This window comes from Amycolatopsis stemonae (genome assembly GCF_054781455.1).
In genome coordinates, this window is the sequence record NZ_BAAGUJ010000032.1 from 1 (window position 1) to 24,134 (window position 24,134).

A 24,134-nucleotide genomic window follows, 5' to 3' on the forward strand; every position below is an offset into this window, starting at 1 on the left:
GGTTCGTCGAGGCGGCCGAGGCGACCGGCTGCGGGCCCATCGAGTCGAGCGAGCCCGGCGCGGACCCCTGCGGCAGCTGCGAACAGGCCGGCCCGAAGACGTCGGCGTTGGTGGTCACGCCGTCCGCCGAACCGGAGGCCGCGCTCGACGACGGCGCGGCCATCGACGAGGACGGCGCCATCGAACTGCTGGAGCTGCCGGAGGAAGCGGTGTCGCTGCTGCTGCACGCGGTCATCGACAGGGCGGCCACGGTGGTGATACCGATTCCGGCGACACGAAGCTTGGACACGAAAATCACTCCATTATGCGGCTGAAAACTGCTTCTTGCGGGTTATTCGGAACTGTCTTCTCAGCGGATTGGTACCCATTCGGGTAACTTTCCGGTCAGTGGAGGGCGATCCGGCTGACGGCCGGCGTCGTCGGGCCGGGGGAACCGCCCGCGGGTTCAACGGTGATGCCGATCCGGTCGGTGCCCGGCGGGAGGTCGGCCATCAGCATCCGCGGCCGCAGGAGCCCGGCCGAGCGCGCCTCGCCGGCGCGGATGAGCCACACCTGGTAGACGTGGCCGGCGTCGAGGGCGGGCAGGTCCGAGGCGAGCAGGACGGCCTGGTTCCGGCTGCGCGACACGACCAACGTGGCCTGGCCTTCGCCGACGCCCTGGACCGCGGAGGCGTCGGGCGCGGACAGCACCGAGTCGACGGGAGCCACCGGGGTGGCGGTCGTGACGCCGACGCCGACCGCGACGATCGCGGCCGCGGCGGCGCCGAGCAGCGTGACGCGGAGCCGGAACCCCTTGTCACGGCGGGACTTCCGGGTGCCCCGCACGGACCCCTCGGCCGCGCGGGGCGCCGGGACCACGGGCGGCAGCTGGCGGGTGCGGGCCACGTCGGCGAGCACCACCACCCGCAGCTCCGGCGGCGGGACGACCGTCGCGGCCAGGGCCAGGCGGGAGCCCGTCGCGCGCAGCTCGGCCACCTCCTGGCGGCACGCTTCGCACTCCCCCAGGTGACGCTCGAAGTCGGCGCGTTCCAGGGGAGACACCGCGTCCAGCGCGTACGCCCCGGTCAACGTGTGCAGCTCGGCGGTCATCGATCCACCCCCAGGCAGTCACGCAGCCGGATCAGGCCGTCGCGGATGCGGGTCTTGACCGTTCCCGGCGCGACCTTCAGCACCTCGGCGACCTCGGGGTACGTGTAGCCGTTGTAGTAGGCCAGCACGATCGATTCGCGCTGCAGATCCGTGAGCGAGTCGAGGCACTGCCGGACCCGCTGCTGGTCGAGAGCGGCCAATGTGGACTCGGTGACCTCGTCGAACGGCCGCCGGACGTCCATGCGGCCGGCACGCTCCTCGCGCTCGACCCCGGCCTGGTGCGAGCGCACGCGGTCGACGGCCCGGCGGTGCGCGATCGTGAGCACCCACGACAGCGCGCTCCCGCGTTCCGGGACGTACCGGGTGGCCTTGCGCCACACCTCCACCAGGACCTCCTGCGCCACTTCCTCGGCCTGGGCGTGGTTGCGCAGCACGCGCGTCGCCAGGCCCAGCACCGGCCCGGCGACGAGGTCGTACAGCGCCGAGAACGCCGTCTCGTCCCCCGCCGCGACCCGCCGCAAGAGCTCTTCGGCGCTCGCCGCGGGCACCGGAGCCTCGTCCGGATGCAGCCGTAGCCGCCCACGCTCACCCATGCCCGGCACCCTCCACCTCACCCTTGCTTCTGCGAGGCGTTCGCGGCCGTCGGGCGCCGCGGACTGGTCTCCGGTGACCCTTCCCACCCGGACGGTGCAACTCCGGCACCGGGACCCATCCGGCCGGGGCGGGGCTCCGAATGCTCGGAACGTCATGTCACCGTGCGTGAGAAAGTTGCCCGTTCGGCCACGCCGACGGTGACGTCGGCCACTTCTTGATCACCCCAGAGTGTGAAAGTTTTTCGGAACGCTGGGCGTTGAACTCACTATGGGTTATCCCTGGAACAAGACGAAGTTAACCGACGAGTAGCAAAGGCAGCCGCTATGGCCGACAGCGTCACCAGCGCCCGCATCGACTTCGCCCTGCGCACCTTCGGCGCGGGGCCGCGGCCGGTGCCGGCCGAGCTGGAGTACGACACCCGTGACCCCTACGCGGTCGCCGTGGTGCTGCACGCCGGTACGAGCGCCGTCCGGTGGCTCTTCGGACGCGACCTGCTCGCCGACGGCCTGCTCGCCCGCTGCGGCGACGGCGACGTCCGCGTCGGGCCCGCCGCGGACCCCGCCCTCGTCGTCGTGGAGCTGACCTCGCCCGACGGCGCCGCGGTGCTCGAAGCGCCGGCGAAGGAGATCGCCGCCTTCCTCGACCGCACCTACGACGTGATCCCGGCCGGGAGTGAGACGGACTGGTTCGACTTCGACGAGGAACTCGCGAAGCTCTCGTACCAGGACTGAGTACCGTCCCCGGGCGTGAGCTTCTTCCTGACCAAGGTCCTCGCCGCGCTCGACGACGGTGGTGACCGCGTCCTGTTCCACTCGGGCGGGGTCACGACCTACCACCAAGCCCGCGACCGCCTGCGCCGGCTGCACGCGGGCCTCGGCGCGGTCGGCAAGATCGCCGTCGACCTGCCCAACCGGCCCGAGACGATCCTGGTCCAGCTCGCGGCCCTGCTGCGCGGCGCGACCGTGCTGCTGGTCCCCGCCTCGGCGCCGCACCAGGCCCGGCTGGCCGCCGCGGACGGCGCCACCGTCGTCACCGACCGGCCGCACGCCTGGCCCGGGTACGACGTCCGGACCCTCGACGACCTCGACGGCGACCCCGAACCGCTGGACCTCCCCGGGAAAGTCAGCCTGCTGTTCCCCACCGGCGGCACCACCGGCACGCCGAAGCTCATCCGCCACAGCGGCATCTACGACGGCATGGCCCACATCTTCGCGCCGAACCCCGACGGCCCGGGCCGCACGCTGCTCGTCGCACCGATGACGCACATGACCGGCAACGCCACCGTGCTCGGCGCGCTCCTGCGGCGCGACACCGTCGTCCTCCACGACGGTTTCGACGCGGGCGCTGTGCTCGGCGCGATTCAAGAACACCGCATCGACACGCTCTCCCTGACGCCGCCGCGGCTCGCCGCCGTGCTCGACCACCCGGCGAGAGCGACGACCGACCTCAGCAGCGTCCGCTCCCTCTCCCTCGGCGCCGCGCCGCTGCCGCCGCACCGGCTCGCCCAGGCCCTCGACGTCTTCGGCCCGGTCGTCGGCCAGGGCTACGGCCTCACCGAAGCCCCGATGATCGCGAGCATCTCCGCCGCCGAGCTGATCGCGCGTCCCGAGCTGCGCACTTCGGTCGGGCGGATCGTCCCCGGCATGGAGGCCCGCATCGAAGACGGCGAGGTCCTGGTCCGCGGACTGTCCATGATGGACGGTTACCTCGGCGCCGGGCCGATCGGCGACGGCTGGCTGCGCACCGGCGACCTCGGCCGGTTCGACGACGACGGCTACCTCTACCTGCTCGACCGCGCGGACGACGTCGTCGTGGTCGGCGAGCACGGCACGAAGGTCCTCACGACCGTCGTCGAACACGCGCTCGCCGCGCACCCGGCCGTCGAGAGCGCGGCCGTCTTCGGCGTCCCGGGCGTCGACGGGCAGCTGCTGCACGCCGTCGTCGTGGCCGGAGACGTCACCGAAGACGACCTGAAGGCGCACGCCAGGGCCGTGTTCGGCCAGGAGCACTACGTCCCGGCGAGCCTGGACTTCGTCGACGCCCTGCCGCTCACCGACGTCGGCAAGGTCGACAAACGCGCCCTCATGACGACCAGAACTCCGTGAGCGCCCGCGCGGCGCCGCGGGGGTCCTGCACCATCCACCAGTGCCCGACGCCGGGCAGCGCCAGCACCCGCGCCCCGGCCCGCTCGGCCGACCGGCGACGCAGGGCCTCGGAGCCGACGAGGTGGTCGTCGGCACCGAGGACCGCGAGGCCGGGACGAGCCGCGGCGGCGGGCAGGTCACGTCCCAGTTCGGCCATCACCGGCTGGACGGCCGAGCGGTAGAAGGTGAGGATCGCCCGGCCCATCTCGGGTCCTTGGGCGGCGGCCAGCCGGGCCGCGACCGGTTCGGCGATGCCGCGGCCGGCCATGCGTGCCGTGCGCGTGGCGACCGTGCCGCCGAGCAGCTCCGCGACCGACCGCTCGCCGTCCCCGGGCGTCTGCCACTGCTGGGCGAGGTCGTGCCAGACGTAGTCCGGGTCGAAGACGCCGAGGGAGTCGCTGACCCAGGTGCGCAGCAGGTCCGGCCGGGTCATCGCGACCGAGACGACGGTGCTGCCGCCGATGTCGTGGCCGACCAGGTCGACCGGCTCGCCGAGCGCGGCCAGCTCCGCGACGAGCCAGTCGCGGTAGCCGGTCACCGTGCAGGCGAAGCCGGGCGGCACCGGTGCGCCGAACCCCGGCGGCGACAGGCGCAGCACGTCGGCACGGTCCAGTTCGTCGCACAGCGGGTCCCAGACCGCGGCGGTCTCGGGGTTTCCGTTCACGAGGACGACAGGCATGCCGCCACCCTCACATACTTGTTGGTCAACACGCAAGTTTGTTAGCCTGTCGCCATGCCCACTCAGGAACAACGCCGCGCCACCGCCCGCTCCGCTCTGCTCGTCGCGGCCGCGGATCTGGTGGTCGAAGCGGGCGTGCGCGCGGTGACGCTCGCCCTCGTCGGCGAGCGCGCCGGCTACAGCCGCGGCATCGTGACCCACCACTTCGGCTCCCGGCAGGCGCTCCTCGAATCGCTGGCGAAAGCCAGCCAGAGCGGGTTCGTGCCCGGCCTCACGGACGTGCCGCCCGGCCTCGACCGGCTGCTGCGGCTCGTCGCGGGGTACGTCCGCGAGCTGGGCCGCGAAGACGTGCCCGCGCGCGCTTTCCTGGTGCTGTGGGCGGAATCGGTCACCGATCCCCACCTCGCCGCGCTCTTCCGCGAGCGCGACGAGGCGTTCCGGGCGGACCTTCGCGAGGACGTCGCCGCCGGGATCGCCGACGGCACGATCCGGGGCGACGCCGACCCCGCGCAGGTGGCGGTGTCGGTGCTGGGCCAGCTGCGGGGCATCGGCCTGCAGGGCATGCTCACCCCGGCCGCGATCGACACCGAGCGCCTCGCGCGGGAGGTCGCGGAGCAGTGGCGCCGCGCGCTCAGCTCGTGACGGCGCCGTAGGACGACGACCGCACCAGCTTCGCGTACTTCCCCAGCACGCCCTCCGGGAACTTGTTCGGCAGCGGCTCCCAGCCCTGCCGGCGCGACGCCAGCTCGGCCGCGTCCACCAGCAGGTCGATGCTGCGGGCCTTGATGTCGACGGCGATCCGGTCGCCGGTGCGGACGAACGCGATCGGCCCGCCGTCGACCGCCTCCGGCGCGACGTGGCCGATGCACAGACCGGTGGTGCCGCCCGAGAACCGGCCGTCGGTGATCAGCAGGACGTCCTTGCCCAGCCCGGCGCCCTTGATCGCGGCGGTGATCGCCAGCATCTCGCGCATCCCCGGGCCGCCCTTGGGGCCTTCGTAGCGGATGACGACGACGTCTCCGGCTTCGATGCGGCCTTCGTTGAGGGCCGTCATCGCTTCCTGCTCGCGCTCGAACACGCGCGCCGGGCCTTCGAAGTTGGCCGTGTCGAAGCCCGCGGACTTCACGACGGCGCCCTCCGGGGCGAACGAGCCGCGCAGGATGGTGATGCCGCCGGTCGGGTGCAGCGGGTTGGCGAACGTGCGCAGGACTTCGCCGTCGATCGGGTCGGGGTCCAGCTCGGCCAGGTTCTCCGCGACGGTCCGGCCGGTGACGGTCAGCGCGTCGCCGTGGATCAGGCCTTCGTCGAGCAGTGCCTTCATCAGCACCGGGATCCCGCCGTGGCGATCGATGTCGTTCATGACGTACTTGCCGAACGGCTTGAGGTCGCCCAGGTGCGGGACGCGGTCGCCGACGCGGTTGAAGTCGTCCAGGGTCAGCTCGACCTTGGCTTCGTGCGCGATGGCCAGCAGGTGCAGCACGGCGTTCGTCGAGCCGCCGAGCGCCATGATGACGGTGATCGCGTTCTCGAACGCTTCGCGCGTCAAGATGTCCCGCGCGGTGATGCCCTTTTCGAGCAGTCCGACGACCGCTTCCCCGGAAAGGTGGGCGTAGTGGTCGCGGCGGCGGTCCGCGGACGGCGGCGCGGCCGACCCCGGCATGCTCATGCCCATCGCTTCGGCCGCCGACGCCATCGTGTTCGCGGTGTACATGCCGCCGCAGGCGCCTTCACCCGGGCAGATGGCGCGTTCGATGCGGTCGAGGTCGGCCTCGCCGAGACGACCCGCCCGGCACGCGCCGACCGCCTCGAAGGCGTCGATCAGCGTGACGTCCTTCTCGGTGCCGTCGGTCAGCTTCACCCAGCCGGGGGCGATCGTGCCCGCGTAGAGGAACACCGACGCCAGGTCGAGGCGGGCGGCGGCCATCAGCATGCCCGGCAGGGACTTGTCGCAGCCCGCCAGCAGGATCGAGCCGTCGAGCCGCTCGGCCTGCATCACCGTCTCGACCGAGTCCGCGATGACCTCGCGGGACACCAGCGAGAAGTGCATGCCGTCGTGGCCCATGGAGATGCCGTCGGACACCGAGATGGTGCCGAACTGCAGCGGGTAGCCGCCGGCCGCGTGCACGCCTTCCTTGGCCGCCTGGGCCAGCCTGTCGAGCGACAGGTTGCACGGGGTGATCTCGTTCCACGAACTGGCGACGCCGATGATCGGCTTGCGCCAGTCGCCGTCCCCCATCCCGACGGCACGCAGCATGCCGCGGGCGGGCGCGGCCTCGATCCCGTCGGTCACCGTGCGGCTGCGGGGTTTCGGATCGATCGTCATCGCGGGGCCCTCCGGTACGACGTTCGGACGCACTGCATGCTACCCGCGTCCGCGCGGTCCGCTGGCCGGAACGATTCCCTTTTCGGGGCCTGCGCGGACCGCGAAAACTCGGGCAGATGATCGCCACAGTGGTGTGGGGCACGGGCAACGTCGGCCGGGCGGCGATCCGGGCCGTCGACGCGCATCCGGCGCTGAAGCTGACCGCGGTGCTCGTCCACGACCCGGCGAAGGTCGGCAAGGACGCCGGCGAACTGGCCGGAGTCGGCCCGCTGGGCGTCGCCGCCACCGACGACGTCGGCACCGTGCTGGCCGCGAGCCCGCAGGCCGTCGTCTACGCCGCCTCCGGCGACGTCCGGTTCGACGACGCCCTCGCCGACATCGTGCGGGCGATCGGCGCGGGCGCGATCGTCGTGACGCCGGCGCTCTACCCGCTCTACGACCAGCGCAACGCGCCGCCTGAGCTGCGCGAGCCGGTGCTGAAGGCGATCGCGGACGGCGGCGGCTCGCTGTTCGTCTCCGGCGTCGACCCGGGCTGGGGCAACGACGTGCTGCCGCTGCTGATCAGCGGGCTCGGCACCGACGTCGACGTCATCCGCTGCCAGGAGATCTTCGACTACTCGACCTACGAGCAGCCCGACTCCGTGCGGTACCTGGTCGGCATGGGCCAGCCGATGGACTACGCCCCGCCGATGCTGATGACCGGCGTGCCGTCGATGGTCTGGGGCGGGCAGGTCCGGCTGATCGCGCGCGGCCTCGGCGTCGAAGTCGGCGAACTGCGCGAGACGCTGCACCGGCGTCCGCTCGAGGAGACCGTGACCACGCGGACGATGGGTGAGTTCGCGAAGGGCACGCAGGGCGCGGTGCGGTTCGAGGTGCAGGGCATCGTCGACGGCGAGCCGCGGATCGTCATCGAGCACGTCACGCGCATCCACCCGTCGTGCGCGCCGGACTGGCCGACACCGCCCAGCGGCGACGGCGCGCACCGCGTGATCATCGAAGGCCGGCCGCGCATCGAGGTCAGCGTCGAAGCTTCCGACGAAGGCGAAAACCGGTCCGCGGGCGGCAATGCGACCGCGGTCGGCCGGCTCGTCGGCGCGATCGACTGGCTGGCCGCCGCGGAGCCCGGTCTGTACGACGCACTCGACGTCCCGCTGCGCCCGGCAGCCGGCAAGCTCGGAAGGAGGCGTCCGTGAACATCGACATCCCCGAGGGCAAGGACCCGATCGGGTACGTCTGGGGCGAAATGGTGCCCGGCATCGGCATCGCCGCGTCGCAGTTCTCGCTGGCCGTGTACTCGCACACCACGTTGGGGCTGCGGGAGTTCGAGGCCGCGCGGCTGCGGATCGCGCAGATCAACGGGTGCGTCTTCTGCCTGGACTGGCGCACCGAGCGCGACGGCGTCAAGGTCGAAGAGGAGTTCGCGGACGCGGTTTCCGAGTGGCGCACGACGGACCTCTTCGACGAGCGCACGCGGCTCGCGGCGGAGTACGCCGAGCGGTACGCGACCGACCACCACAACCTGGACGACGAGTTCTGGAAGCGGATGTCTTCGCAGTACAGCCAAAAGGAGATCGTCGAGCTGAGCATGAGCTTGGGTTCGTGGCTCGCTTTCGGACGGTTGAACCACGTCCTGGGCCTGGACACCGTCTGCGTGCTGCCGTCCCACCGGCCGTGAGGGGCGGGAGCCGCCCCTCACGGACCGCGGGTCAGAAGTCCGTGGCGATGATCTTCTCGATGTTGCGCTCGGCCAGAGCCGTGATCGTCACGAACGGGTTGACGCTGGTGTTGCCCGGGATCAGGGAGCCGTCGATCGCGTACAGGCCCTGGTACCCGGCCAGCCGGCCGTAGTTGTCGGTCGCCTTGCCGAGCACCGCGCCGCCGAGCGGGTGGTACGTCAGGTGGTCGCCCCAGATCTTGTACACGCCGAAGAGGTCGGTGCGGTAGATCGTCCCTTCCTTGGCGTTGATCTTGTCGAAGATGGTCTTGGCCATGTCGATCCCCGGCTGCTTCCAGGCCGTCTGCCAGTTCAGGTCGACCTTCTGCGTCGCGGGGTTCCACGAGAACTGCGCGCGGTTCGGGTTCTTCGTGATGGACAGGTAGAACGACGCCCACGTCTCGATCCCGGTCGGCAGCGGCGCCACTTCGGCGAACGCGCCGCCGGCGGCCCAGTTGTCGATGCCACCGCAGGGAATCGACGACTGGAGGCTGCCCGTCGGGTCCCAGATCTGGTTGGCGCGCCCGACCATCACGTTGCCGTTGTCGCCCCAGTTCCGGCCGACCTCGCCGTTCAGGTTCGGCAGCGCGCCGGTCGCCTTCAGCTTCACCAGCAGCTTGCTCGTGCCGACGCTGCCCGCGGCGAAGAACACCTTGTCCGCGGTGACGCTCTTCGTGGCGATCACCGCGCCCGTGGTGTCCAGCTGCTCCAGCGTCACCGCATACCCGCCGCCAGACGCGGGCGTCACCGAAGACACCCGGTGCAGCGGCGAGATGGTGACGCGGCCGGTCGCCCTGATCTGCGGCAGGTAGGTCTTCTGCAACGACTTCTTGCCGTAGTTGTTGCCGTACAGGATTTCCCCGGCCAGCGCCGAGCGCGGCACGGTGTTGGCCTGCTCCTGCTGCATGTAGTTCCAGTCGTAGACGTCCGGGACGAACACGAACGGGAACCCGGACCGCTGCGCCTGTTTCCGGCCGACCCGCGCGTACTGGTAGCACTCGGCCGAGTCGAACCACGCCGGGTCGACGAGCCCGACGCCGAGGCCGGCGTTCGCGCGCGGGTAGTATGTGCCGTACATCTCGTCGGCGTCGACGGTCGGGAGGATCGCGCCGAAGTTCTCCCGCTTCGGCGTGACGGCCATGCCGCCGTTGACGAGCGAGCCGCCGCCGACGCCGCGGCCCTGGTACACGATGATCCCGCCGAACTCCTCCGCGTCGAGGATGCCGGTGTACTTCGGGATGTCCTTGTCGATGGGGAACCCGAGGAAGTTGGACAGCGGCTGCTTCGTCCTGGTGCGCAACCAGAACGAACGCTGGTCCGGGCTGGTCGTGTTGGCGAAGATCTTGCCGTCGGAGCCGGGCGTGTCCCAGGCCATGCCCATTTCGACGAGCTGCACGTCGATGCCGGCCTGGGCCAGCCGCAGGGCGGCGACCGAACCGCCGTAGCCGGAGCCGACCACCAGGGCGGGCACGCGGGCGGCGTCGGCGATGACGGTGGTCCGCGGCGTTGCGGCGGCGGCACGACCGGCCACTGCGGCGGCCGCCAGGATAGAACCAGTTCCAGCGATGAATAGCCGACGGGAAAGAGTCCCAGAAGTTGTTGTCCACACGGGTTCGTCACTCATGTGATGGTCCTCACCGTTGAGGTATATTAGAACAGGTTATAACTCAGCGGTGCAGACAAGTCGACATATACCCGCCAGTAACCTCCTGGGGTTGCGCACGGATTCCGCTGAATGGGCCATGATGGACGACTGTGGAGTCGACCCGAGTGGACCGCTGGCTCTGGGCGGTCCGGCTGACGAAAACACGCCCGGACGCCGCAGCCGCGTGCCGGGGCGGACACGTGCGCGTCAACGACAAGCCGGCGAAGCCCGCGACGACCGTGGTACCGGGCGACGAAGTCCGGCTGCGCGTCGGCGGGACGACCAGGATCCTCGACGTGGTACGGGTGATCCAGAAACGCGTGGGCGCACCGGACGCCGTGACGTGCTACCTGGACCGGACGCCGAAGCCGCCACCGGAAAGCGCGATCCCGGTCGCCCGCCGCGACCGCGGCGCGGGCCGGCCGACCAAAAAGGAGCGTCGCGTGCTCGACGAGTTCCGGCAGCGCGACTTCTGATTTGTCGCGACCGACTCATTCACCGCGAAATGAGTCGGTCGTCTCACGCCGGGCCCAGGAATTCCAGCCGGTTGCCGAGGCAGTCGTGGGTGTAAAACCGGCGGTGCCCCGGGAAACCGTCGTCCCATTCGACGGCGGCGCCGTGCGCTTCCAGGCGCGCCGCCAGCGCGTCGAGGTCGTCGGCGAGGATGCCCGGGTGCGCCTTGCGGGCGGGCCGGAAGTCCGCTTCGACGCCGAGGTGCAGTTCGAGCGAGCCACCCCGCAGCCACAGCCCGCCGCGCCCGGCGAGCGCGGCCGGCTTCGGCACCTCGGTCAGGCCGAGCACCCCGGCGTAGAACTCGCGGCAGCGGTCTTCACTGCCCGGCGCGATGGCCAGCTGGACGTGGTGCAGGCCGAAAGTCATGACCCCAGCGTGCCACGGCCACGAGCCGGGGTGCCACGCTTCGGAGGTCATCTCGCGCGCTGAGCGACGGATCGATGATCGCCACGGCGGATTCCCGGAAATAGCGGGGAATTCCGGTGACCCTGTCTAGCGCTCGGCAGAGTGGGTAGTTCCCGTGCCGGACGGCACGGAGGGGACTCATGACCACCGCAGTGGAAGCTCCGGAACTGTTGCTCGCCGCGGCGCGGCCGCTCGTCGTGCGCTACTGCCGCGCCCGTCTCGATCCCGAATCGGCCGACGACGTCGCGCAGGAAGTGTGCATCGCGGTGCTGCGGGCGCTGCCGCGGCGGCCACCGGAGCGATCGTTCCCCGCGTTCGTGTGCGGCATCGCGCGGCAGCACGTCGGCCTCGCCCGCAAGGCCGCGGCGCGGCAGTGGGACGAGCCGGTCGCCGAAGTCCCCGAAGAGGCCGACCCTTCGATGGACCCCGAGCACCACGCACTGCAGCGCGAACTGGGCGAGCGCATGGGCAAGCTGCTGCAGGTGCTGCCGGAGAAGCAGCGGGAAATCGTGGTCCTGCGCGTGGTCGTCGGGCTTTCGGCGGACGAAACCGCCGAGGTGGTCGGGTCGACGCCGGGCGCGGTGCGCGTCGCCCAGCACCGGGCTCTCGGCCAGCTGCGCAAGGCCGTCGGCGGCTGATCCGGCGTTACCCTGGCCGGGTGAGCGACAGCGAGAACTTCGAAGGGCGCGACGTCGGGTCCGGGATCTCCGTCATCCGCGAAAGCACCGACGTCGTCGGGTCCGGGCCGCGGCTGCACCGGCACCCCTACGCGGAAACGTTCGTCATCATCCGGGGGCGGGCCCGGTTCACCGTCGGCGGCGAGGAACGCGACGGTGCAGCCGGGGACGTGCGGGTGGTCCCCGCCGGGGTCCCGCACAAGTTCGCCGTGCTCGGCCCCGGCGTCTACGAGGCCGTGCACATCCACGAGAGCGACCACTTCGTCACCGAGTGGCTGGAGTGACGCTCAGAAGCCGCCGGCGGGGATCATGCCGCGCAGCTTCGTCAGCGCCCGGTACTGCGTGATGCGGACGTTGCCGGCGGAGATGCCCAGCGCCTCCGCCGTCTCGTTCGCCGACAGGCCGACGACGATCCGCAGCGACAGGATCTCCTGGTGCAGCGGCGGCAGCGACGCCATCAGCCGGCCGAGCCGGGCGCCGAGGTCCAAGCCGAGCACGTGGCTCTCCGGCTCGTTGCCGCCCAGCGGCCGGTCCGGCAGCTCCGGCACCGGCTTCGACCGGTCGCGCGCCACCGAGCGGAAGGCGTCGGCGACCTTGTTCGCGGCGATCGCGCGCACGAGGTACAGGAACGAGCCGCCGCGGTCCTGGTAGCCGGGCAGCACCTTCAGCACGGCCAGGCACACCTCCTGCGCGACGTCGTCGGCCGACAGGTAGGACAGGTCGCGGCCGCCGATCCGGGCGCGGCAGTAGCGCACGACCGTCGGCTTGATGAGCCGCAGCAGGGCCTGCACGGCGTCCTGGTCACCGGTGCGCGCCGCCGCGACGACCGGGTCGAGCTGCTCCTTCGTCAGCTTGCCCTCGGGCCGCGGCAGCTCGTCGAGCACGACGTAGCCCTCGACCGCCGTCTCCGCCATCATGGTTTCCACGGGTTTCCCTCCTCGCATCGTCCACCGGACGGGTCCCGTCGTCCGCGGCGGACCACAATGGTCCTGGGACGGTTGGCCACGATTTCCCTGTCCGACATCCGGAGTAATCGAGGCGCTGACCAGCAACGTTGCAGAGCCGAGGTTCTTGTCCAGATATTGTCCGTTAACCAGAAACGGCCATTCGGGGTTACCCGGCGGTCATCCCCGCCGGGCGGGTCAAATACTGGACAGATCCTGCCACCGCACCGATTCCGGTAGCGAATTCACCGCGGCCGCCGATCCTTGGCGCGTGACCGACCTCGACCTGCGGGAACCGAACCCATGATCACCCATTGAACGCCACCGGAGCCCCCATGACGGCCCCCGACCGGTTCGACGTGTTCCTGTGTCCCGGGCCGGACGACCGCATCGAAAAAGCGTTGCGCGCCGACGGCCTGCGCGTTTTCCCGGGCAATCCGTTCGACGATTTCGACATGATCGCCGTGTCGCGCGTCCTGCTGGCCGATTGTGCGGGCGGGACGGACCGCGTGCTGACGACCGTTCCGGGCGAGCCGCTCGAAGCGTTGGTGCGCCGGGTCCGCGAGAGGGTCGCCGAGACGGCGGGCCCGTTCGGGCCGTCGGTGCTGGGGACCGTCCACAGTGCACTGACCGCGCGTCGGGTGGTGCTGCTGCGCGGGCTGCCGGGCACCGGCAAGACGACACTGGCGGAGCGGTACGCGGACCTGTTCGGCCGGTTCGGCGGCCCGGTGCTGCGGACCGGCCCGTTCGGCGGCCTCGACCCGGACGACTTCCTGCCCCAGTTCCACCTCGCCCTGGCGACGGCGGCCCGCGTGCGGGCGCCGGGCTTCGAGCGGTTGCGCAGGCGGCTGGCGGCCCGGATCGAGGCGGCGGGCTCGAAGGTGCTGCTGCTGGTGGACGACGTCCCGGCCGGGCTGCCCCCGGGCGTCCTCGACCGGATTCTCCTCCCGGCCGGATCGGTCCGCACGCTCGTGACCAGCCGGTTCGCCCAGCCCAGGTGGAACGCGGCCACGGTCGACGTCCCCGGCCTGACGCCGGCGGAGGCGGCGCGGCCGGCACTCCCGGCGTCGTTCGCGGCCCGCTGCGACGGCCACCCGATGACACTGCGGGCGGCGGCGTTCCTCCAGCGTGGTTCCGTGCCGGACACGGCCCCGGAGGCGATCCGGGAGGTGTTGCGTTCGACGGGCCGGCTTGCGCGCGACTTGCTGCGGCTGGGCGCGGTGCTGGCCCCGGCGGCGATCCCGCCCGAGGTGGCGCGGGCGGCGTTGGGGGCGCCGGCCCCGGCGGAGTTCGAGGCAGCGGTGGCGGAGCTGGTGACGCACGGGTTCGCTGCCCTTGCGGACGGCGGAGTGCGCCTCCAGGGGCTTGCGGTCGAGGTGGCGGCCGGTGAGTTCGGTGAGTTGTGCCCCGATCGGGCGGCGGAGGCGGTGCTCGACGCCTTGCCGGACCGGGAGGTGCTCGGGGGTGTGCTTTTCGGTACGGCTTCGGTGGGCGGCTCGGGCCAGGTTTCCGCCGGACCGGCTGACGAGACAGCACCCGGCAGGGATGGGCCTAACCGAGGCGGGGCCGCCCCCGGCCCGGCCAACGAACCAGCGCCCGGCGGGACCGGCGGAGACATGCCCAGCCCAGGCGGCGCCGCCCCCGGCCCGGCCAACGAACCAGCGCCCGGCGGGACTGGCGGAGATGTGCCCGGCCCGGGCGAGGTCTCGGCCGAACCGGCAGCCAACCGCGTCTACCTGCTGCTCCAGCACGCCCGGGCCCTCGCCGATCGGGTACCGGCGCACCGGGTCGCTCTCTTGCGGCCGCTTGCCGCCGCTCACGAATGCCTCGGGGATTCCGGCACCGCCGGGGAAATCCATGCCGCGATCCTGGCCACCGGCCAGGCCACCTCCGCGGACTTCGTCGCCGCCGCTCGTGGTGAACTCGACTGTGGGCTGGACTCCGAAGCCGTCGGGCATGCGCGGGAAGCTCTGGCCCTCGCCGCCGATGAAGGCGGGCACCGCGCCGCCGCTCTGGTCGCCGCCCAGGCTCTCGATGCTCTCGGGGACTACGCCGAAGCCGATCGGACCTTCTGGCTCGGTCACCTTCCCGCCTCCCCCGAAGAACGCCTCCACGCGGCCGTCGCCCAACGGCTTCGCGGGCGGCCCGACCAGGCCATCGCCCTGCTCGAACCCGCCTTCGCCGACCTGCCCGACGTCCTCCGCGACCGGCTGAACCTCGAATACGCGCGAAACCTCCTCCAGACCGGGCAACCGGCCCGGGCGCGGCAGGTCGTCACCGGCGAAGAACCCGAAGCCGAACTGATCCGCGCGGACGCCACCCTGGCCCTGGCCGACGAAGAACCCGCCGCCCTCCAGACGACGTACACCGAGCACTACGGTGCCGAGCACCCGCTCACCCTGATCGCCTCCGTCCACGCCGGGCGGGCCTTGCTGGCCGCCGGCCAACCCCAGCTCGCGCTCGAAGCGCTCACCAAGGCCGGCGAAACCGTGCGGCGGGTGCTCGGCGACGACCACCGGCTGCACTTCCGGGTCCGGCACGCGCTGGGCCTCGCCCACGCGCGGCTGCGCGAGTTCGACCGGCAGGCCGACCTGCTCGAGCCCCTCCTCGGACCCCAGATCCGGCTGCTGGGCCGGACGCACCCGGAGACCCTCGAAACCCGCCTCGACCTCGGGCTCGCGCTCGCCCTCAGCGGTCGCGGCCCACGTGAGGAGGCGACGAGACTCGTCGACGACGCCGCCCGCGAAGCCGTCGGCGCCGGTCCCCTGCTTGCGGCCAAGGCACGCGCCGCGCAGCAGGTCGTGCGGCTGCCCCTGCCGTTCGTGTCCGCGCTCCACACGCTCGAACGGCTGGTCTGGCCCGGACGGTGACCCCTCAACCGGCGCCGGAGGGCTGCCACCTGATCCCGTACGCGAAGCCCGGCGCGAGGTTGCGGAACCGGACGTGCACCTCGCCGGCGCCGTCGGTCGCCAGTTCCGCGCCGCGCGGCGAACGCGTGTCGTTCTGGAACGCCTTTTCCAGCCGCACGATCCGGTCCGGCACCCGGTCGCCGAACCGGACGTGCAGGTCGAACAGATCGCACGGGTGCCGTGGCACGCAGATGTAATGCGGTTCCCGCATGTTCGCGCGGAATCGCAGACCGACGTCGTGGCGCTCTCCGCGCCGCAACGGCCCCGGCAACCGCAGGGCCAAGCCGATCCGGTCACTCGACTCCATCGCGCGACCGGCGAGCACACCGCCGTGGAACACGTCGACCTCGAGATCGGACTCGCGAACCGAATCACCGGATTCGCCGCGCACGGTGAGCGTCAGCGCCAGGTCCAGCTCGGCGATTTCGTCGGCGTCGGCGACGACCCGGCGGAATTCGAACGCCTCGGCCACCGGCTGGTCGAGAGCCAGCGACACGCGCAGTTCTTCGGTGTGCCAACTGCGGCTCGGATAGCGCGGTCCGAGATCCGGCTCGCCGGCCGCGACGGCCATTGCCGCGACGTGCTCGATCCCTTCGTCGATCCGGCGCCGCACCGTCCGGTCGTCCCGGTCGAGCGTGATCGCCGCCCAGTGCACCCGTTCCTGGTAGAACGGCTTTCGCGCCCGCTCGTCCAGCGCGAACGCGGCCAGCAGCGCGATCTTCAGATCGTCCGGCAGCGACTCGACGAGGGGCCGCAATCGGGCCGAGAGTTTACGCCTCGTCTCCACGGTGTCGTCATCTTCCAAAATGCCACATGTGGCGCGCAATGCGGGTCCGACGCGGTCCGCGAGCGGCGTGGTGAAAATTCCCCTCCCTTTGCGCAGGAGCTTCAGCTCACCGACTACGTCCGCCGCAGTGAAGTCCACCGTTCCTCCCTCACCCGTCCACGCCGGGGGTCAATGTTCGTCAGCGCCGACGCCGATGTCCAGTCGATCATGCGGCACCCATCGGATCGTTATCCCGCGGTTTCCTCTCCCGTCGCGACGGGAAACGGGAAACCCCTTGCCGGTCTCTTCCCGGCGGCCGCATTCTTGGTGGGCCGCATCGATTACGCGGCGATAATCCACAAGATCACGGGGTGTTCCCGGGTGGCCGCGCGCCGCCCTCGCGCGCTCATGTCGAAGGAGTCGGAATGAAGGTCATCTGTTCGTTTTCGCTGCTCCTGCGCTCGGCTTTCTGGCTGGTGGCGGTGGCCCTCGTGGCCGGCGTCGCGCTGGGCGGGCACGAGGACACCGCACCGGCCCCCGCGAGCACGCCGGTGGTCGTGGCGCACCAGGCACAGGTGCGCCACCCCGGCGGGTGATCATGGTTCGCCGCGCGCGGGGCGGGGGTACTTGTCGATCATGAACCCGAAGATGTGGCGCCTGCTGATCTCGGGGACGCTGCGGCTGTTCCTGCTCACAGCCGTGCCGGCCGCGGCCCACCTGTCCTTGTTCGCGGGACTGGCCGCGACGGCGATCGCGTTCGTCGTGCCGGCGCCGCAGACGCCGCACCAGCGCCTGGGCCCCTAGCGCGCGACGATCCGCGCCAGCACGGACGGGACGTCCCGTTCGAGCTCGGCCGCGGCATCCTCCTGCCCGGCCAGGTGCCGCAGCAGTGCCTGCTGGAAAAGGCCGTCGAGCAGGGCGTACGCGACCGGCTGCGGGACGTCCTCCGCGCCGCCGGCCAGGTCCGCGTAGCGGGCGACGACGTGGTGGATCATCTCTTCGCGCCGCCGGTCGATCTCGAGCACGTCGGCGCGGAAGGACTCTTCGAACAGGCTCTGGTTGCGCAGGTCGTACCAGAGCCGGTGCATCTTGGCGTCCGCGCGCAGCGTCGCGGCCATGGCCGCCGCGAAGTCCTTCTCGAGCTCCTCGGCCGTCTGCGCGCGGGCGACGAGCTCGTCGTAGCGGGTGACGCAGACTTCCTCGAACTGCCGCACGCAGTGGGTCAGGAGGTCGACCTTGTCGGCGAAGTAGTAGTGCAGGACGCCGTGGGAGAAGTCCGAGTTCTGCGCGATCTCCCGCAGGCTGGTGCGCGCGTAGCCGAGCTCGGCGAGCGTCTGCAGCGCGGACTCCGCCAGCTGCGCCCGCCGCTGGTCGAACTTGTCGACCTGGCGGCGGGAAATGCGGTCCCGGGTCCGCTCCTTCGCCTCAGTCACCTGCACCGTCCGTCGGTTCTCCAGTGGGTCGTGCCCAGTCTATCGATCACCTGACCAGCTTTTACTGGACAAGTGTCCAAGAATCGCTTGACGCCTGTCCAGCACTGGCCGATGCTGGGCGCCTGCCGTCTCGAGGAGGAGCTGTCCGATGGCCCGTTACGACCTGACCGGGCGCGCGGCCCTGGTCACCGGGGGCGCGCGGGGCCAGGGAGCCGGGATGGCGGCGGCGCTGGCCGAAGCCGGTGCGGCCGTGGTGATCGCGGACATCGAGGACGCCCTGGGCCGCGAGACGGCCGACGCGCTCAAGCAGACCGGTGCCGCCGCCGCGTTCGTCCACCTCGACGTCACCGACGACGCGAGCTGGGAGCGGGCCGTTTCCGCCACGATCGGCGAGCTCGGTGGCCTGGACATCCTGGTCACGAACGCCGGGGTGGAGATCTCCGGTCCGATCGCCGACCTCGACCCGGCCGAGGTGCGCCGGATGCTCGACGTCAACGTCCTCGGCACCGCGCTCGGCCTCAAGCACGCGTTCCGCGCGATGCGCCCGGGCGGCCCGGCCGGCCGGGGCGGCGCGGTCGTCACCGTCGCGTCGGTTGCCGCGGTGCCGGGAATCGCCGCCTACTCCGCGACGAAGTCGGCGGTCGACCGGCTGACGCGCGTCGCCGCGACGGAGGCCGAGAAGCTCGGCTACGGCGTGCGCGTCAACTGCGTCTACCCCGATCCGGTACCGGCGGGAACGGCCGACGGGCCGGTCACCGGCGTGGCCGACGCCGTCGTGTTCCTGGCTTCCGACGCGGCCCGCTTCGTCACGGGCGCCGGCCTGCCGGTCGACGGCGGCGTACGCACACCGGCGTAGACGCAAGAGCCGTACACGGGCCGACGGCCGCTTACCCGGACGGGTTCGGCGTGCTCGGCCGCACCGCCGTGACATCGCCTGACGCGGGGTGCCGGCCACCGGTGCGGTGAGCCGGCCACGGCGTCCGTCCGGTGTAGTGTTTCCCGGTCCGACCGGCGGGTGACCCACGTGAGGTGCCATGACAGTGCGGCGGTACCCAGTCGCGGCCCTCCTCGTCGTCGTCACGGCGGCCCTGGTCGTGGTGAACGGCTTCGCGTGGTGGGGTGACACCTTCGCCCTCTGGATCGACGACGCCATGCAGCTCGGCGCGGGGGTCGGCGCGGTCGTCTGCGGCATCCTCTCCGCCCGCCGCGTCCGCGGGCACCAGCGCTGGTGGCGCGTGCTCGTCGCGATCGGGATGGCCGGCTGGTCGCTCGGCCAGTGCGTGTGGTCCTGGTACCAGCTGGTCGACGGGCGCGGGCTGCCCTCGCCGTCGCTGGCCGACGTCGGCTACCTGAGTTTCCCGGTGTTCGCGCTCGCGGCGCTGTTCGTGCTGGCCCGGGCGCGGATCCGGCCGGACCGCGAACGCTGGCAGCCCGCGCAGTGGACCGCCCACTTCGGCGTCGCGGTCGTCCTCGACGGACTGATCGTCACCGGCTCGCTGTTCATCCTCACCTGGACCGCGGCGCTCGGGCAGCTGGTCCGGGCCACCGCGCCGGACAAGCTGACCTGGGCCGTCGCCATCTCCTACCCGCTGTCGGACCTGGTGATCGTGGTCGTCGCGGTGCTGCTGGTCGTGTTCGACCGGGTGGACCGGCCGTACCGGGCGAACCTGCTGCTGGCCGCGGTCGGGATCGTCGCGCTGGCCTGCTCCGACAGCGTGTTCGCCTACCTCGTCAGCATCGGCGCGGAGAGCATGAAGCCGTGGTCGGACGGCGGGTTCGTGCTCGGCCCGATGTTCATCGCGTTCGCGCTGCTGGTGACGCCCGGCTCGCGGCGCCGGGACGACGCCGGCTCGGCCGCCGGGGTCGACTGGTGGCAGCTCGCGCTGCCGTACGTCCCGGTCACCGCCGTCGCACTGCTGATCACCGTGCAGCTGGTGGCCGGCGCCGGCCCGGACGGCGTCGAGGTGTTCGTCGGCGTGCTAGTGGTGTTCCTCGTGCTCGCGCGGCAGCTGCTTTCCTTGCTGGACAACAGGTTGCTGCTGCGGCGGGTCTACGAAGGACAGCAGCAGCTGACGCACCAGGCCTACCACGACCCGCTCACCGGGCTGGCCAACCGCGCGCTGTTCGCCGACCGGCTCGACCGGGCCGTCGAGTCCACCGGCCACCCGCTCGTCCTGATCTTCGTCGACCTCGACGACTTCAAGGAGGTCAACGACCGGTTCGGGCACGCGGGCGGGGACGTCCTGCTGCACGCGGTCGCCCAGCGGCTGCTGAGCTGCGTGCGCGCGGGCGACACGGTCGCGCGCCTGGGCGGTGACGAGTTCGCGATCCTCCTGGAGGGCGAGCTGGACGCGCCGCAGGCCGTCGCCGACCGCATCCAGGGCGTGCTGCGGCGGCCGTTCGCCGTGCACGGAACGCTGGTGCCGGTGCGCGCGAGCATGGGCCTGGTCGTGCCGGACCCGGCCGAGCCGCTGGTGACGTCGGACGTGCTGCTGGGCCGCGCGGACACGTCGATGTACGCGGGCAAGCGGCTCGGCAAGGACACGACGGTCGTCTACCGGCCGTCCCAGGACGGCCCGCCCGACTTCCCGTCCGCGCTGCGCCGGGCTTCGGGTGGCATTCCGGAGGGCTTCGGGCTGGTGTTCCAGCCGATCGTCCGGCTGGCCGACGAGACGCCGGTGGCCGTCGAGGCCCTGGCCCGCTGGACCATGCGCGACGGGACGTCGGTGTCGCCCGAGACGTTCGTCCGCGCGGCCGAAGGCGCGGGGCTCGGCGCCGAGCTGGACGCGCTCGTGCTCGACCTGGCCTGCCGGGAGATCACCGCGGCCGGGGTGGACCTGACCGTGCACGTCAACGTCTGCGCGAGCCGGCTCGGGGCCGCGGCCCTGGAGCAGAGCGTCGAAGCCGCGCTGGGCCGCTACCGGCTGCCCGCGGCACGGCTGGTCGTCGAAATCACCGAGACGGTGCCGGTGCCGGACCTGGCCGCGGGCGCCGCGGCGATCCGGCGGCTGCAGGCACTGGGGGTGCGCGTCGCGCTGGACGACTTCGGCGCCGGGTACAGCTCCCTGACCGTGCTGCACGCCCTGCCGGTCGACTTGATCAAGCTGGACCGCGCGTTGACGACCGGGGTCCAGCCGGAGCGTGACGCCGCGTTGTGCCGGTCGCTGGTCGGGTTGTGCGCGGACCTGGACCTGGACGTCGTCGCCGAAGGGATCGAGACGCCGGAGCAGGCGTCGCTGGTCACCGCGGCGGGGTGCACGACGGCACAGGGCTACCTGTACGGCCGCCCGGCCGCGCTCCCGGCGTTGCGGCTCACGGGTCTGCCGCAGCTGTCGTGAGTGAGAAACCGGGCTGGCACCCCGTTTCTCACTCACGACATCGTCAGTCCGCGTGCACGCCGGGTGGGAGGACGCCGAAGACCGTCGCCGTCGAGCCCGCGCCCCTGCGGTTGATCGGGCCGCCCGCCAGCACCCACGCGCCCGTCGTCGGGAGGGCCTTGAGGTTCGCCAGGATCTCCAGGCTGATCCGGTGCCGCTGGTACACCAGCTTCGACACCGTGTACGTCTCGTCCGTGCCGACGTCCGGGCTGAACGTGTCGGTGCCCGTCCCGCCGCGGCGGCCGATCCGCCCGGTGTCGATCAGCCACTGGACCGCCGGGATCGAGAACCCGGGCTGGTGCAGCACACCGTCGGCGTCGGTGTTCGGGTAGGCCGGGGTGCCCCACTTGGCGTCCCAACCGGTCCAGAGCACCACGACGGCGTCGTCGGGGATGCGGCCGTTGCGGCGTTCCCAGGCCTTGAGGTCGTCGACCGTCACGCCGTAGTCCGGGTTGTTCCCGGCCTTCGCCCGCACGTCGATCTTCACGGCGGGCCGGAACAGGTCCTCCGGGTCCATTTCGTCGGCGAGCGGCTGCCCGGTGTTGAAGTGGCCGGGCGCGCCCCAGTGCGTCCCGGTGTGCTCGCCTTCGCGGACGAACTGCAGGTAGTACCCGTCGTTCGGGATCGTGGCGATGGTTTCCAGCGAGAAGGCCGGGTCACCGGGGAACACGTTCGTCGTGGCGGGGTCGTTGACGTGCGAGAGGCTGACCAGGTTCAGCTGGTCGAGCCGCACCGGCGGCACCGTCGTGGCGGCCTGTGCGGTCCGCCCGGACAGCGCGGCGCCGAACACCCCCGCCAGCCCCGCGGCCAGCACCCTGCGTCTCATCGGCATGGGATCACCTTTCACCGGAACACCGCCCGTGCGGTGTGCCTGCACGGTGATATCACCCGAGCCGCGCGGGGCCAAGGAGTTGCGCGAGGATGGGCGCATGGACGACGACATCGAAGACCACGCCGACGAAGGGATCCTCGACCCCGAGGACACTTTGGACGACCGCGACGAGCTGGCGGAGGGTTATTCACCGCCGGAACGCCCGCGGGGCACGGAAGAATGGGGCACGACCGCGCGCGAGGCCGCCGAGGGCGAAAGCTGGGAGCGCCGGCTGGCCCGCGAGGTCCCGGACCTGGCGTCCGAAGAGGGTGACGGCCTCGGCGACAGCGAGGACACCGACGGCGAGCTGATCGACGACGAGGTCGGCGACGTCCGCGCGGGCCGCTTGGTGGCCACCGACGAAGGCTTCGGCGAAGACAGCGACGAAGAGCTGTACGCGTCCGACGCGGGTGTCGACGGCGGCGCGGCTTCGGCGGAGGAAGCGGCCGTCCACGTGATCGACCCGTCGCGCCGCTGGTAGGTGCCCGGCGGCCGGACCCGCCCCCTCGCCGGGTCCGGCCCCCGATTCGGCGACCGGCCTAATCCTTTCGCCCGTCCGGTGCGTGGGGTAGGCGGCAGAGCGGTCATGTCCGGATCCGGCCGGGCCCGCCCGCGCTGCCGGAAGGGGACACCGATGCTGGAAGGGCTGCTGACACCCGGCGCGGGCGCGCTCTACGACGCCATGGTGCGCACCGGGCCGTTGCCGCTGGACGACCCGCGGGCCGAGAGCGCCGAGATGCGGGAACTGCTCGACCGCGGGTTCGTGCGCCGCGACTACCGCGACGACCCGGTCTTCGCGCCGATGGAGCCGGTCCGCGCGGTCGACCACGCGATCCTGGGCGCGCAGCAACGGCTGCTGGAGCAGCAGCGGCAGATCGTCGCCGCGCGCCAGCAGCTCGACACGCTGCAGGCGGTGTACCGCGCGGCGAACGGCTCGGGCGGCGACTCGGCCGTCGAGGTGCTGACCGACCCGCGGCGCATCGGCTCGCTGTCGCTGGAGCTGTGCCTGTCCGCGCGCGAGGAGTTCCTCACGTTCACCACGCGGCACTTCAAGCGCAAGCCGGACGCGAGCACGGTGATGAAGCTGCCCGACGCGGTCACCGAGCGCGGTGTCGTCCTGCGCAACGTCTACGAGCGCGCGGCGCTGGAGTTCGACGGTGCGAAGGAGGTCGTCGACGCGAGCGTGGCGGCGGGGTGGACGATGCGGGTGGCGCCGGAACTGCCGATGAAGATGGTGATCGCGGACCGCCATTCGGCACTGGTCCCGCTGGACCCGAGCGGCATGGAGGGCGCGCTGTTCGTCCGCAGCCCGACGATCGTCGCGGCGCTGCGGATGCTGTTCGAGCTGGTCTGGAGCCAGGCGGTGGCGGTGGCGGGGGCCACGCCCCGGCACGGTCTGACGCCGACCCAGGCGAAGGTCCTGGACCTGCTGGCGACGGGCATGACGGACGGCGCGATCGCCCGGCACCTGGACGTGAGCGAACGCACCGTGCGGCGGCACGTGCAGGGGTTGCTGGAGGCGTTGCAGGCGGACAACCGCGTGGCCGCGGTCTTCGCGGCCACGCGGCTCGGCTGGCTGGGGTGAGCGCACGCACCCCGCGCTACTGCCAGTGGCAGACCGGCCCCTTCGCGGTCCAGATCCACACGCAGTCCGTCTTGGGCTTGCCGGTCGGCTCGGTGGCGGCCGCCGCCGGGGCGGCCGCGGTCGCGACGATCGCCGCCGCGGTGAGCAGGGCGGCCAGCGCACGCTTGATCATGTTCGTCCCCTCCCGAAGATCTTCCCCGCCCAAGCTAGGGCCGCCGCGCGGACGGCGGCAGGGGCGGGTTCGGCCACTGTCCGGTTCCGGCCACCGTCCGCCCGGCCGGAACCGGACGTTGGCCGCCCTCGACCGGTGTGCCACCGCCCGGACGCCCCTAGCGTCGGGTCAGTGTCAGGGTGGTGTTGCCGCTGTTGCGGTGGTTGGGATCCTGGCCGCTGGTGACCTGGCTCGTAGCGTCGCTGCCGCCTGCTTGCGGGTTGGCGATCATGCGTTGTGCCGGTCACCGGTGGT

Annotated in this window: 26 protein-coding genes and 1 pseudogene; 15 read left to right on the forward strand and 12 right to left on the reverse strand. The window is 71.9% G+C overall.

Annotated features, from left to right (window positions below; genetic code table 11):
* The 3 genes and pseudogenes from ACYVLJ_RS47715 to sigK all read right to left on the reverse strand — a co-directional run.
* Positions 1-289: pseudogene (locus ACYVLJ_RS47715) on the reverse strand (fasciclin domain-containing protein); the annotation flags it as partial.
* 95 nt (positions 290-384) lie between these two features.
* A complete protein-coding gene (locus ACYVLJ_RS47720; protein ID WP_460443718.1) occupies positions 385-1,089 on the reverse strand; it encodes an anti-sigma factor in 705 nt (234 codons plus the stop codon).
* Positions 1,086-1,682: an ECF RNA polymerase sigma factor SigK gene (sigK, locus tag ACYVLJ_RS47725; RefSeq protein WP_451984373.1), complete on the reverse strand. Its 597-nt coding sequence runs from the start codon at positions 1,680-1,682 to the stop codon at positions 1,086-1,088. The genes ACYVLJ_RS47720 and sigK overlap by 4 nt, the downstream gene beginning before the upstream one ends.
* A 324-nt stretch (positions 1,683-2,006) precedes the next feature.
* On the opposite strand from sigK, the gene ACYVLJ_RS47730 reads away from it, so the two are divergent.
* Complete coding sequence (locus ACYVLJ_RS47730; RefSeq protein ID WP_451984371.1) at positions 2,007-2,414, forward strand: SsgA family sporulation/cell division regulator; 408 nt, start codon at positions 2,007-2,009, stop codon at positions 2,412-2,414.
* Positions 2,415-2,429: 15 nt separating this feature from the next.
* Positions 2,430-3,788 (forward strand): class I adenylate-forming enzyme family protein, encoded by a 1,359-nt coding sequence (locus ACYVLJ_RS47735; RefSeq protein ID WP_460443719.1) that lies wholly within the window; start codon positions 2,430-2,432, stop codon positions 3,786-3,788.
* On the opposite strand, the gene ACYVLJ_RS47740 is transcribed toward ACYVLJ_RS47735, so the two are convergent.
* On the reverse strand, positions 3,766-4,506 hold the full coding sequence (locus ACYVLJ_RS47740) for an alpha/beta fold hydrolase (protein ID WP_460443720.1): 741 nt from the start codon (positions 4,504-4,506) through the stop codon (positions 3,766-3,768). The two genes, ACYVLJ_RS47735 and ACYVLJ_RS47740, sit on opposite strands and share 23 nt — an antisense overlap.
* A 54-nt stretch (positions 4,507-4,560) precedes the next feature.
* Between ACYVLJ_RS47740 and ACYVLJ_RS47745 the strand changes: the two genes are divergently transcribed.
* Positions 4,561-5,148: a TetR/AcrR family transcriptional regulator gene (locus tag ACYVLJ_RS47745; protein WP_460443721.1), complete on the forward strand. Its 588-nt coding sequence runs from the start codon at positions 4,561-4,563 to the stop codon at positions 5,146-5,148.
* On the opposite strand, the gene ilvD is transcribed toward ACYVLJ_RS47745, so the two are convergent.
* Entirely contained in the window at positions 5,138-6,829 is a 1,692-nt protein-coding gene (ilvD, locus tag ACYVLJ_RS47750) for a dihydroxy-acid dehydratase (protein WP_451984363.1), read from the reverse strand. The genes ACYVLJ_RS47745 and ilvD overlap by 11 nt on opposite strands.
* Positions 6,830-6,945: 116 nt before the next feature.
* On the opposite strand from ilvD, the gene ACYVLJ_RS47755 reads away from it, so the two are divergent.
* Both ACYVLJ_RS47755 and ACYVLJ_RS47760 read left to right on the forward strand, forming a co-directional pair.
* Entirely contained in the window at positions 6,946-8,022 is a 1,077-nt protein-coding gene (locus ACYVLJ_RS47755) for an NAD(P)H-dependent amine dehydrogenase family protein (RefSeq protein WP_460443722.1), read from the forward strand.
* Positions 8,019-8,504: a carboxymuconolactone decarboxylase family protein gene (locus ACYVLJ_RS47760; RefSeq protein ID WP_451984359.1), complete on the forward strand. Its 486-nt coding sequence runs from the start codon at positions 8,019-8,021 to the stop codon at positions 8,502-8,504. Before ACYVLJ_RS47755 ends, ACYVLJ_RS47760 begins: the two co-directional genes overlap by 4 nt.
* A gap of 31 nt (positions 8,505-8,535) precedes the next feature.
* Here the strand turns inward: ACYVLJ_RS47760 and ACYVLJ_RS47765 are convergent, their stop codons facing one another.
* Positions 8,536-10,074 carry a GMC family oxidoreductase gene (locus ACYVLJ_RS47765; protein WP_460443723.1) on the reverse strand — a complete coding sequence of 513 codons (1,539 nt, stop codon included), beginning with the start codon at positions 10,072-10,074 and terminating at the stop codon, positions 8,536-8,538.
* Positions 10,075-10,298: 224 nt separating this feature from the next.
* Here ACYVLJ_RS47765 and ACYVLJ_RS47770 point away from each other — a divergent pair, with 224 nt between their 5' ends.
* A complete protein-coding gene (locus ACYVLJ_RS47770; protein WP_451984355.1) occupies positions 10,299-10,664 on the forward strand; it encodes an RNA-binding S4 domain-containing protein in 366 nt (121 codons plus the stop codon).
* Between the two features lie 43 nt (positions 10,665-10,707).
* Here ACYVLJ_RS47770 and ACYVLJ_RS47775 read toward each other — a convergent pair whose 3' ends face one another.
* Positions 10,708-11,067: a VOC family protein gene (locus ACYVLJ_RS47775; protein ID WP_460443724.1), complete on the reverse strand. Its 360-nt coding sequence runs from the start codon at positions 11,065-11,067 to the stop codon at positions 10,708-10,710.
* Positions 11,068-11,246: 179 nt separating this feature from the next.
* Here ACYVLJ_RS47775 and ACYVLJ_RS47780 point away from each other — a divergent pair, with 179 nt between their 5' ends.
* On the forward strand, positions 11,247-11,744 hold the full coding sequence (locus ACYVLJ_RS47780) for a sigma-70 family RNA polymerase sigma factor (RefSeq protein WP_451984351.1): 498 nt from the start codon (positions 11,247-11,249) through the stop codon (positions 11,742-11,744).
* A gap of 20 nt (positions 11,745-11,764) precedes the next feature.
* Positions 11,765-12,067 (forward strand): cupin domain-containing protein, encoded by a 303-nt coding sequence (locus ACYVLJ_RS47785; protein ID WP_460443725.1) that lies wholly within the window; start codon positions 11,765-11,767, stop codon positions 12,065-12,067.
* Between the two features lie 3 nt (positions 12,068-12,070).
* On the opposite strand, the gene shbA is transcribed toward ACYVLJ_RS47785, so the two are convergent.
* Positions 12,071-12,700 (reverse strand): RNA polymerase sigma factor ShbA, encoded by a 630-nt coding sequence (gene shbA, locus ACYVLJ_RS47790; RefSeq protein ID WP_460443736.1) that lies wholly within the window; start codon positions 12,698-12,700, stop codon positions 12,071-12,073.
* Between the two features lie 362 nt (positions 12,701-13,062).
* Here shbA and ACYVLJ_RS47795 point away from each other — a divergent pair, with 362 nt between their 5' ends.
* Complete coding sequence (locus ACYVLJ_RS47795; protein ID WP_460443726.1) at positions 13,063-15,597, forward strand: ATP-binding protein; 2,535 nt, start codon at positions 13,063-13,065, stop codon at positions 15,595-15,597.
* A 4-nt stretch (positions 15,598-15,601) separates the two neighbouring features.
* Here ACYVLJ_RS47795 and ACYVLJ_RS47800 read toward each other — a convergent pair whose 3' ends face one another.
* Positions 15,602-16,393: a hypothetical protein gene (locus ACYVLJ_RS47800; RefSeq protein ID WP_460443727.1), complete on the reverse strand. Its 792-nt coding sequence runs from the start codon at positions 16,391-16,393 to the stop codon at positions 15,602-15,604.
* A gap of 434 nt (positions 16,394-16,827) precedes the next feature.
* Here ACYVLJ_RS47800 and ACYVLJ_RS47805 point away from each other — a divergent pair, with 434 nt between their 5' ends.
* Both ACYVLJ_RS47805 and ACYVLJ_RS47810 read left to right on the forward strand, forming a co-directional pair.
* The gene (locus ACYVLJ_RS47805) at positions 16,828-16,998 is read left to right on the forward strand and encodes a hypothetical protein (RefSeq protein WP_460443728.1); all 171 of its coding nucleotides are present in this window, start codon (positions 16,828-16,830) and stop codon (positions 16,996-16,998) included.
* A 40-nt stretch (positions 16,999-17,038) separates the two neighbouring features.
* A complete protein-coding gene (locus tag ACYVLJ_RS47810; RefSeq protein WP_460443729.1) occupies positions 17,039-17,206 on the forward strand; it encodes a hypothetical protein in 168 nt (55 codons plus the stop codon).
* Here ACYVLJ_RS47810 and ACYVLJ_RS47815 read toward each other — a convergent pair.
* Positions 17,203-17,835: a TetR/AcrR family transcriptional regulator gene (locus ACYVLJ_RS47815; protein ID WP_460443730.1), complete on the reverse strand. Its 633-nt coding sequence runs from the start codon at positions 17,833-17,835 to the stop codon at positions 17,203-17,205. The two genes, ACYVLJ_RS47810 and ACYVLJ_RS47815, sit on opposite strands and share 4 nt — an antisense overlap.
* A gap of 148 nt (positions 17,836-17,983) precedes the next feature.
* Between ACYVLJ_RS47815 and ACYVLJ_RS47820 the strand changes: the two genes are divergently transcribed.
* Together ACYVLJ_RS47820 and ACYVLJ_RS47825 are read left to right on the forward strand one after the other, a co-directional pair.
* The gene (locus ACYVLJ_RS47820) at positions 17,984-18,691 is read left to right on the forward strand and encodes an SDR family NAD(P)-dependent oxidoreductase (protein WP_460443731.1); all 708 of its coding nucleotides are present in this window, start codon (positions 17,984-17,986) and stop codon (positions 18,689-18,691) included.
* 178 nt (positions 18,692-18,869) lie between these two features.
* The gene (locus ACYVLJ_RS47825; RefSeq protein ID WP_460443732.1) at positions 18,870-21,173 is read left to right on the forward strand and encodes a putative bifunctional diguanylate cyclase/phosphodiesterase; all 2,304 of its coding nucleotides are present in this window, start codon (positions 18,870-18,872) and stop codon (positions 21,171-21,173) included.
* A 43-nt stretch (positions 21,174-21,216) separates the two neighbouring features.
* Here the strand turns inward: ACYVLJ_RS47825 and ACYVLJ_RS47830 are convergent, their stop codons facing one another.
* On the reverse strand, positions 21,217-22,044 hold the full coding sequence (locus ACYVLJ_RS47830) for a cyclase family protein (RefSeq protein ID WP_451984333.1): 828 nt from the start codon (positions 22,042-22,044) through the stop codon (positions 21,217-21,219).
* A 97-nt stretch (positions 22,045-22,141) separates the two neighbouring features.
* Here ACYVLJ_RS47830 and ACYVLJ_RS47835 point away from each other — a divergent pair, with 97 nt between their 5' ends.
* Both ACYVLJ_RS47835 and ACYVLJ_RS47840 read left to right on the forward strand, forming a co-directional pair.
* Positions 22,142-22,564, forward strand: a complete 423-nt coding sequence (locus tag ACYVLJ_RS47835) for a DUF5709 domain-containing protein (RefSeq protein WP_460443733.1) — start codon at positions 22,142-22,144, stop codon at positions 22,562-22,564.
* Positions 22,565-22,717: 153 nt separating this feature from the next.
* A complete protein-coding gene (locus ACYVLJ_RS47840; protein ID WP_460443734.1) occupies positions 22,718-23,668 on the forward strand; it encodes a LuxR C-terminal-related transcriptional regulator in 951 nt (316 codons plus the stop codon).
* A 16-nt stretch (positions 23,669-23,684) separates the two neighbouring features.
* Here the strand turns inward: ACYVLJ_RS47840 and ACYVLJ_RS47845 are convergent, their stop codons facing one another.
* Positions 23,685-23,840, reverse strand: coding sequence for a hypothetical protein (locus tag ACYVLJ_RS47845; RefSeq protein ID WP_460443735.1), 156 nt, complete (start codon positions 23,838-23,840; stop codon positions 23,685-23,687).
* Positions 23,841-24,134 lie beyond the last annotated feature (294 nt).

Bases quoted from the DNA above. Each gene is read 5' to 3' on its own strand.
- ACYVLJ_RS47720 (WP_460443718.1), bottom strand. From the start codon at position 1,089: ATGACCGCCGAGCTGCACACGTTGACCGGGGCGTACGCGCTGGACGCG.
- sigK (WP_451984373.1), bottom strand. From the start codon at position 1,682: ATGGGTGAGCGTGGGCGGCTACGGCTGCATCCGGACGAGGCTCCGGTG.
- ACYVLJ_RS47730 (WP_451984371.1), top strand. From the start codon at position 2,007: ATGGCCGACAGCGTCACCAGCGCCCGCATCGACTTCGCCCTGCGCACC.
- ACYVLJ_RS47740 (WP_460443720.1), bottom strand. From the start codon at position 4,506: ATGCCTGTCGTCCTCGTGAACGGAAACCCCGAGACCGCCGCGGTCTGG.
- ACYVLJ_RS47745 (WP_460443721.1), top strand. From the start codon at position 4,561: ATGCCCACTCAGGAACAACGCCGCGCCACCGCCCGCTCCGCTCTGCTC.
- ilvD (WP_451984363.1), bottom strand. From the start codon at position 6,829: ATGACGATCGATCCGAAACCCCGCAGCCGCACGGTGACCGACGGGATC.
- ACYVLJ_RS47755 (WP_460443722.1), top strand. From the start codon at position 6,946: ATGATCGCCACAGTGGTGTGGGGCACGGGCAACGTCGGCCGGGCGGCG.
- ACYVLJ_RS47775 (WP_460443724.1), bottom strand. From the start codon at position 11,067: ATGACTTTCGGCCTGCACCACGTCCAGCTGGCCATCGCGCCGGGCAGT.
- ACYVLJ_RS47780 (WP_451984351.1), top strand. From the start codon at position 11,247: ATGACCACCGCAGTGGAAGCTCCGGAACTGTTGCTCGCCGCGGCGCGG.
- shbA (WP_460443736.1), bottom strand. From the start codon at position 12,700: ATGATGGCGGAGACGGCGGTCGAGGGCTACGTCGTGCTCGACGAGCTG.
- ACYVLJ_RS47795 (WP_460443726.1), top strand. From the start codon at position 13,063: ATGACGGCCCCCGACCGGTTCGACGTGTTCCTGTGTCCCGGGCCGGAC.
- ACYVLJ_RS47805 (WP_460443728.1), top strand. From the start codon at position 16,828: ATGAAGGTCATCTGTTCGTTTTCGCTGCTCCTGCGCTCGGCTTTCTGG.
- ACYVLJ_RS47810 (WP_460443729.1), top strand. From the start codon at position 17,039: ATGAACCCGAAGATGTGGCGCCTGCTGATCTCGGGGACGCTGCGGCTG.
- ACYVLJ_RS47820 (WP_460443731.1), top strand. From the start codon at position 17,984: ATGGCCCGTTACGACCTGACCGGGCGCGCGGCCCTGGTCACCGGGGGC.
- ACYVLJ_RS47825 (WP_460443732.1), top strand. From the start codon at position 18,870: ATGACAGTGCGGCGGTACCCAGTCGCGGCCCTCCTCGTCGTCGTCACG.
- ACYVLJ_RS47830 (WP_451984333.1), bottom strand. From the start codon at position 22,044: ATGCCGATGAGACGCAGGGTGCTGGCCGCGGGGCTGGCGGGGGTGTTC.
- ACYVLJ_RS47835 (WP_460443733.1), top strand. From the start codon at position 22,142: ATGGACGACGACATCGAAGACCACGCCGACGAAGGGATCCTCGACCCC.
- ACYVLJ_RS47840 (WP_460443734.1), top strand. From the start codon at position 22,718: ATGCTGGAAGGGCTGCTGACACCCGGCGCGGGCGCGCTCTACGACGCC.
- ACYVLJ_RS47845 (WP_460443735.1), bottom strand. From the start codon at position 23,840: ATGATCAAGCGTGCGCTGGCCGCCCTGCTCACCGCGGCGGCGATCGTC.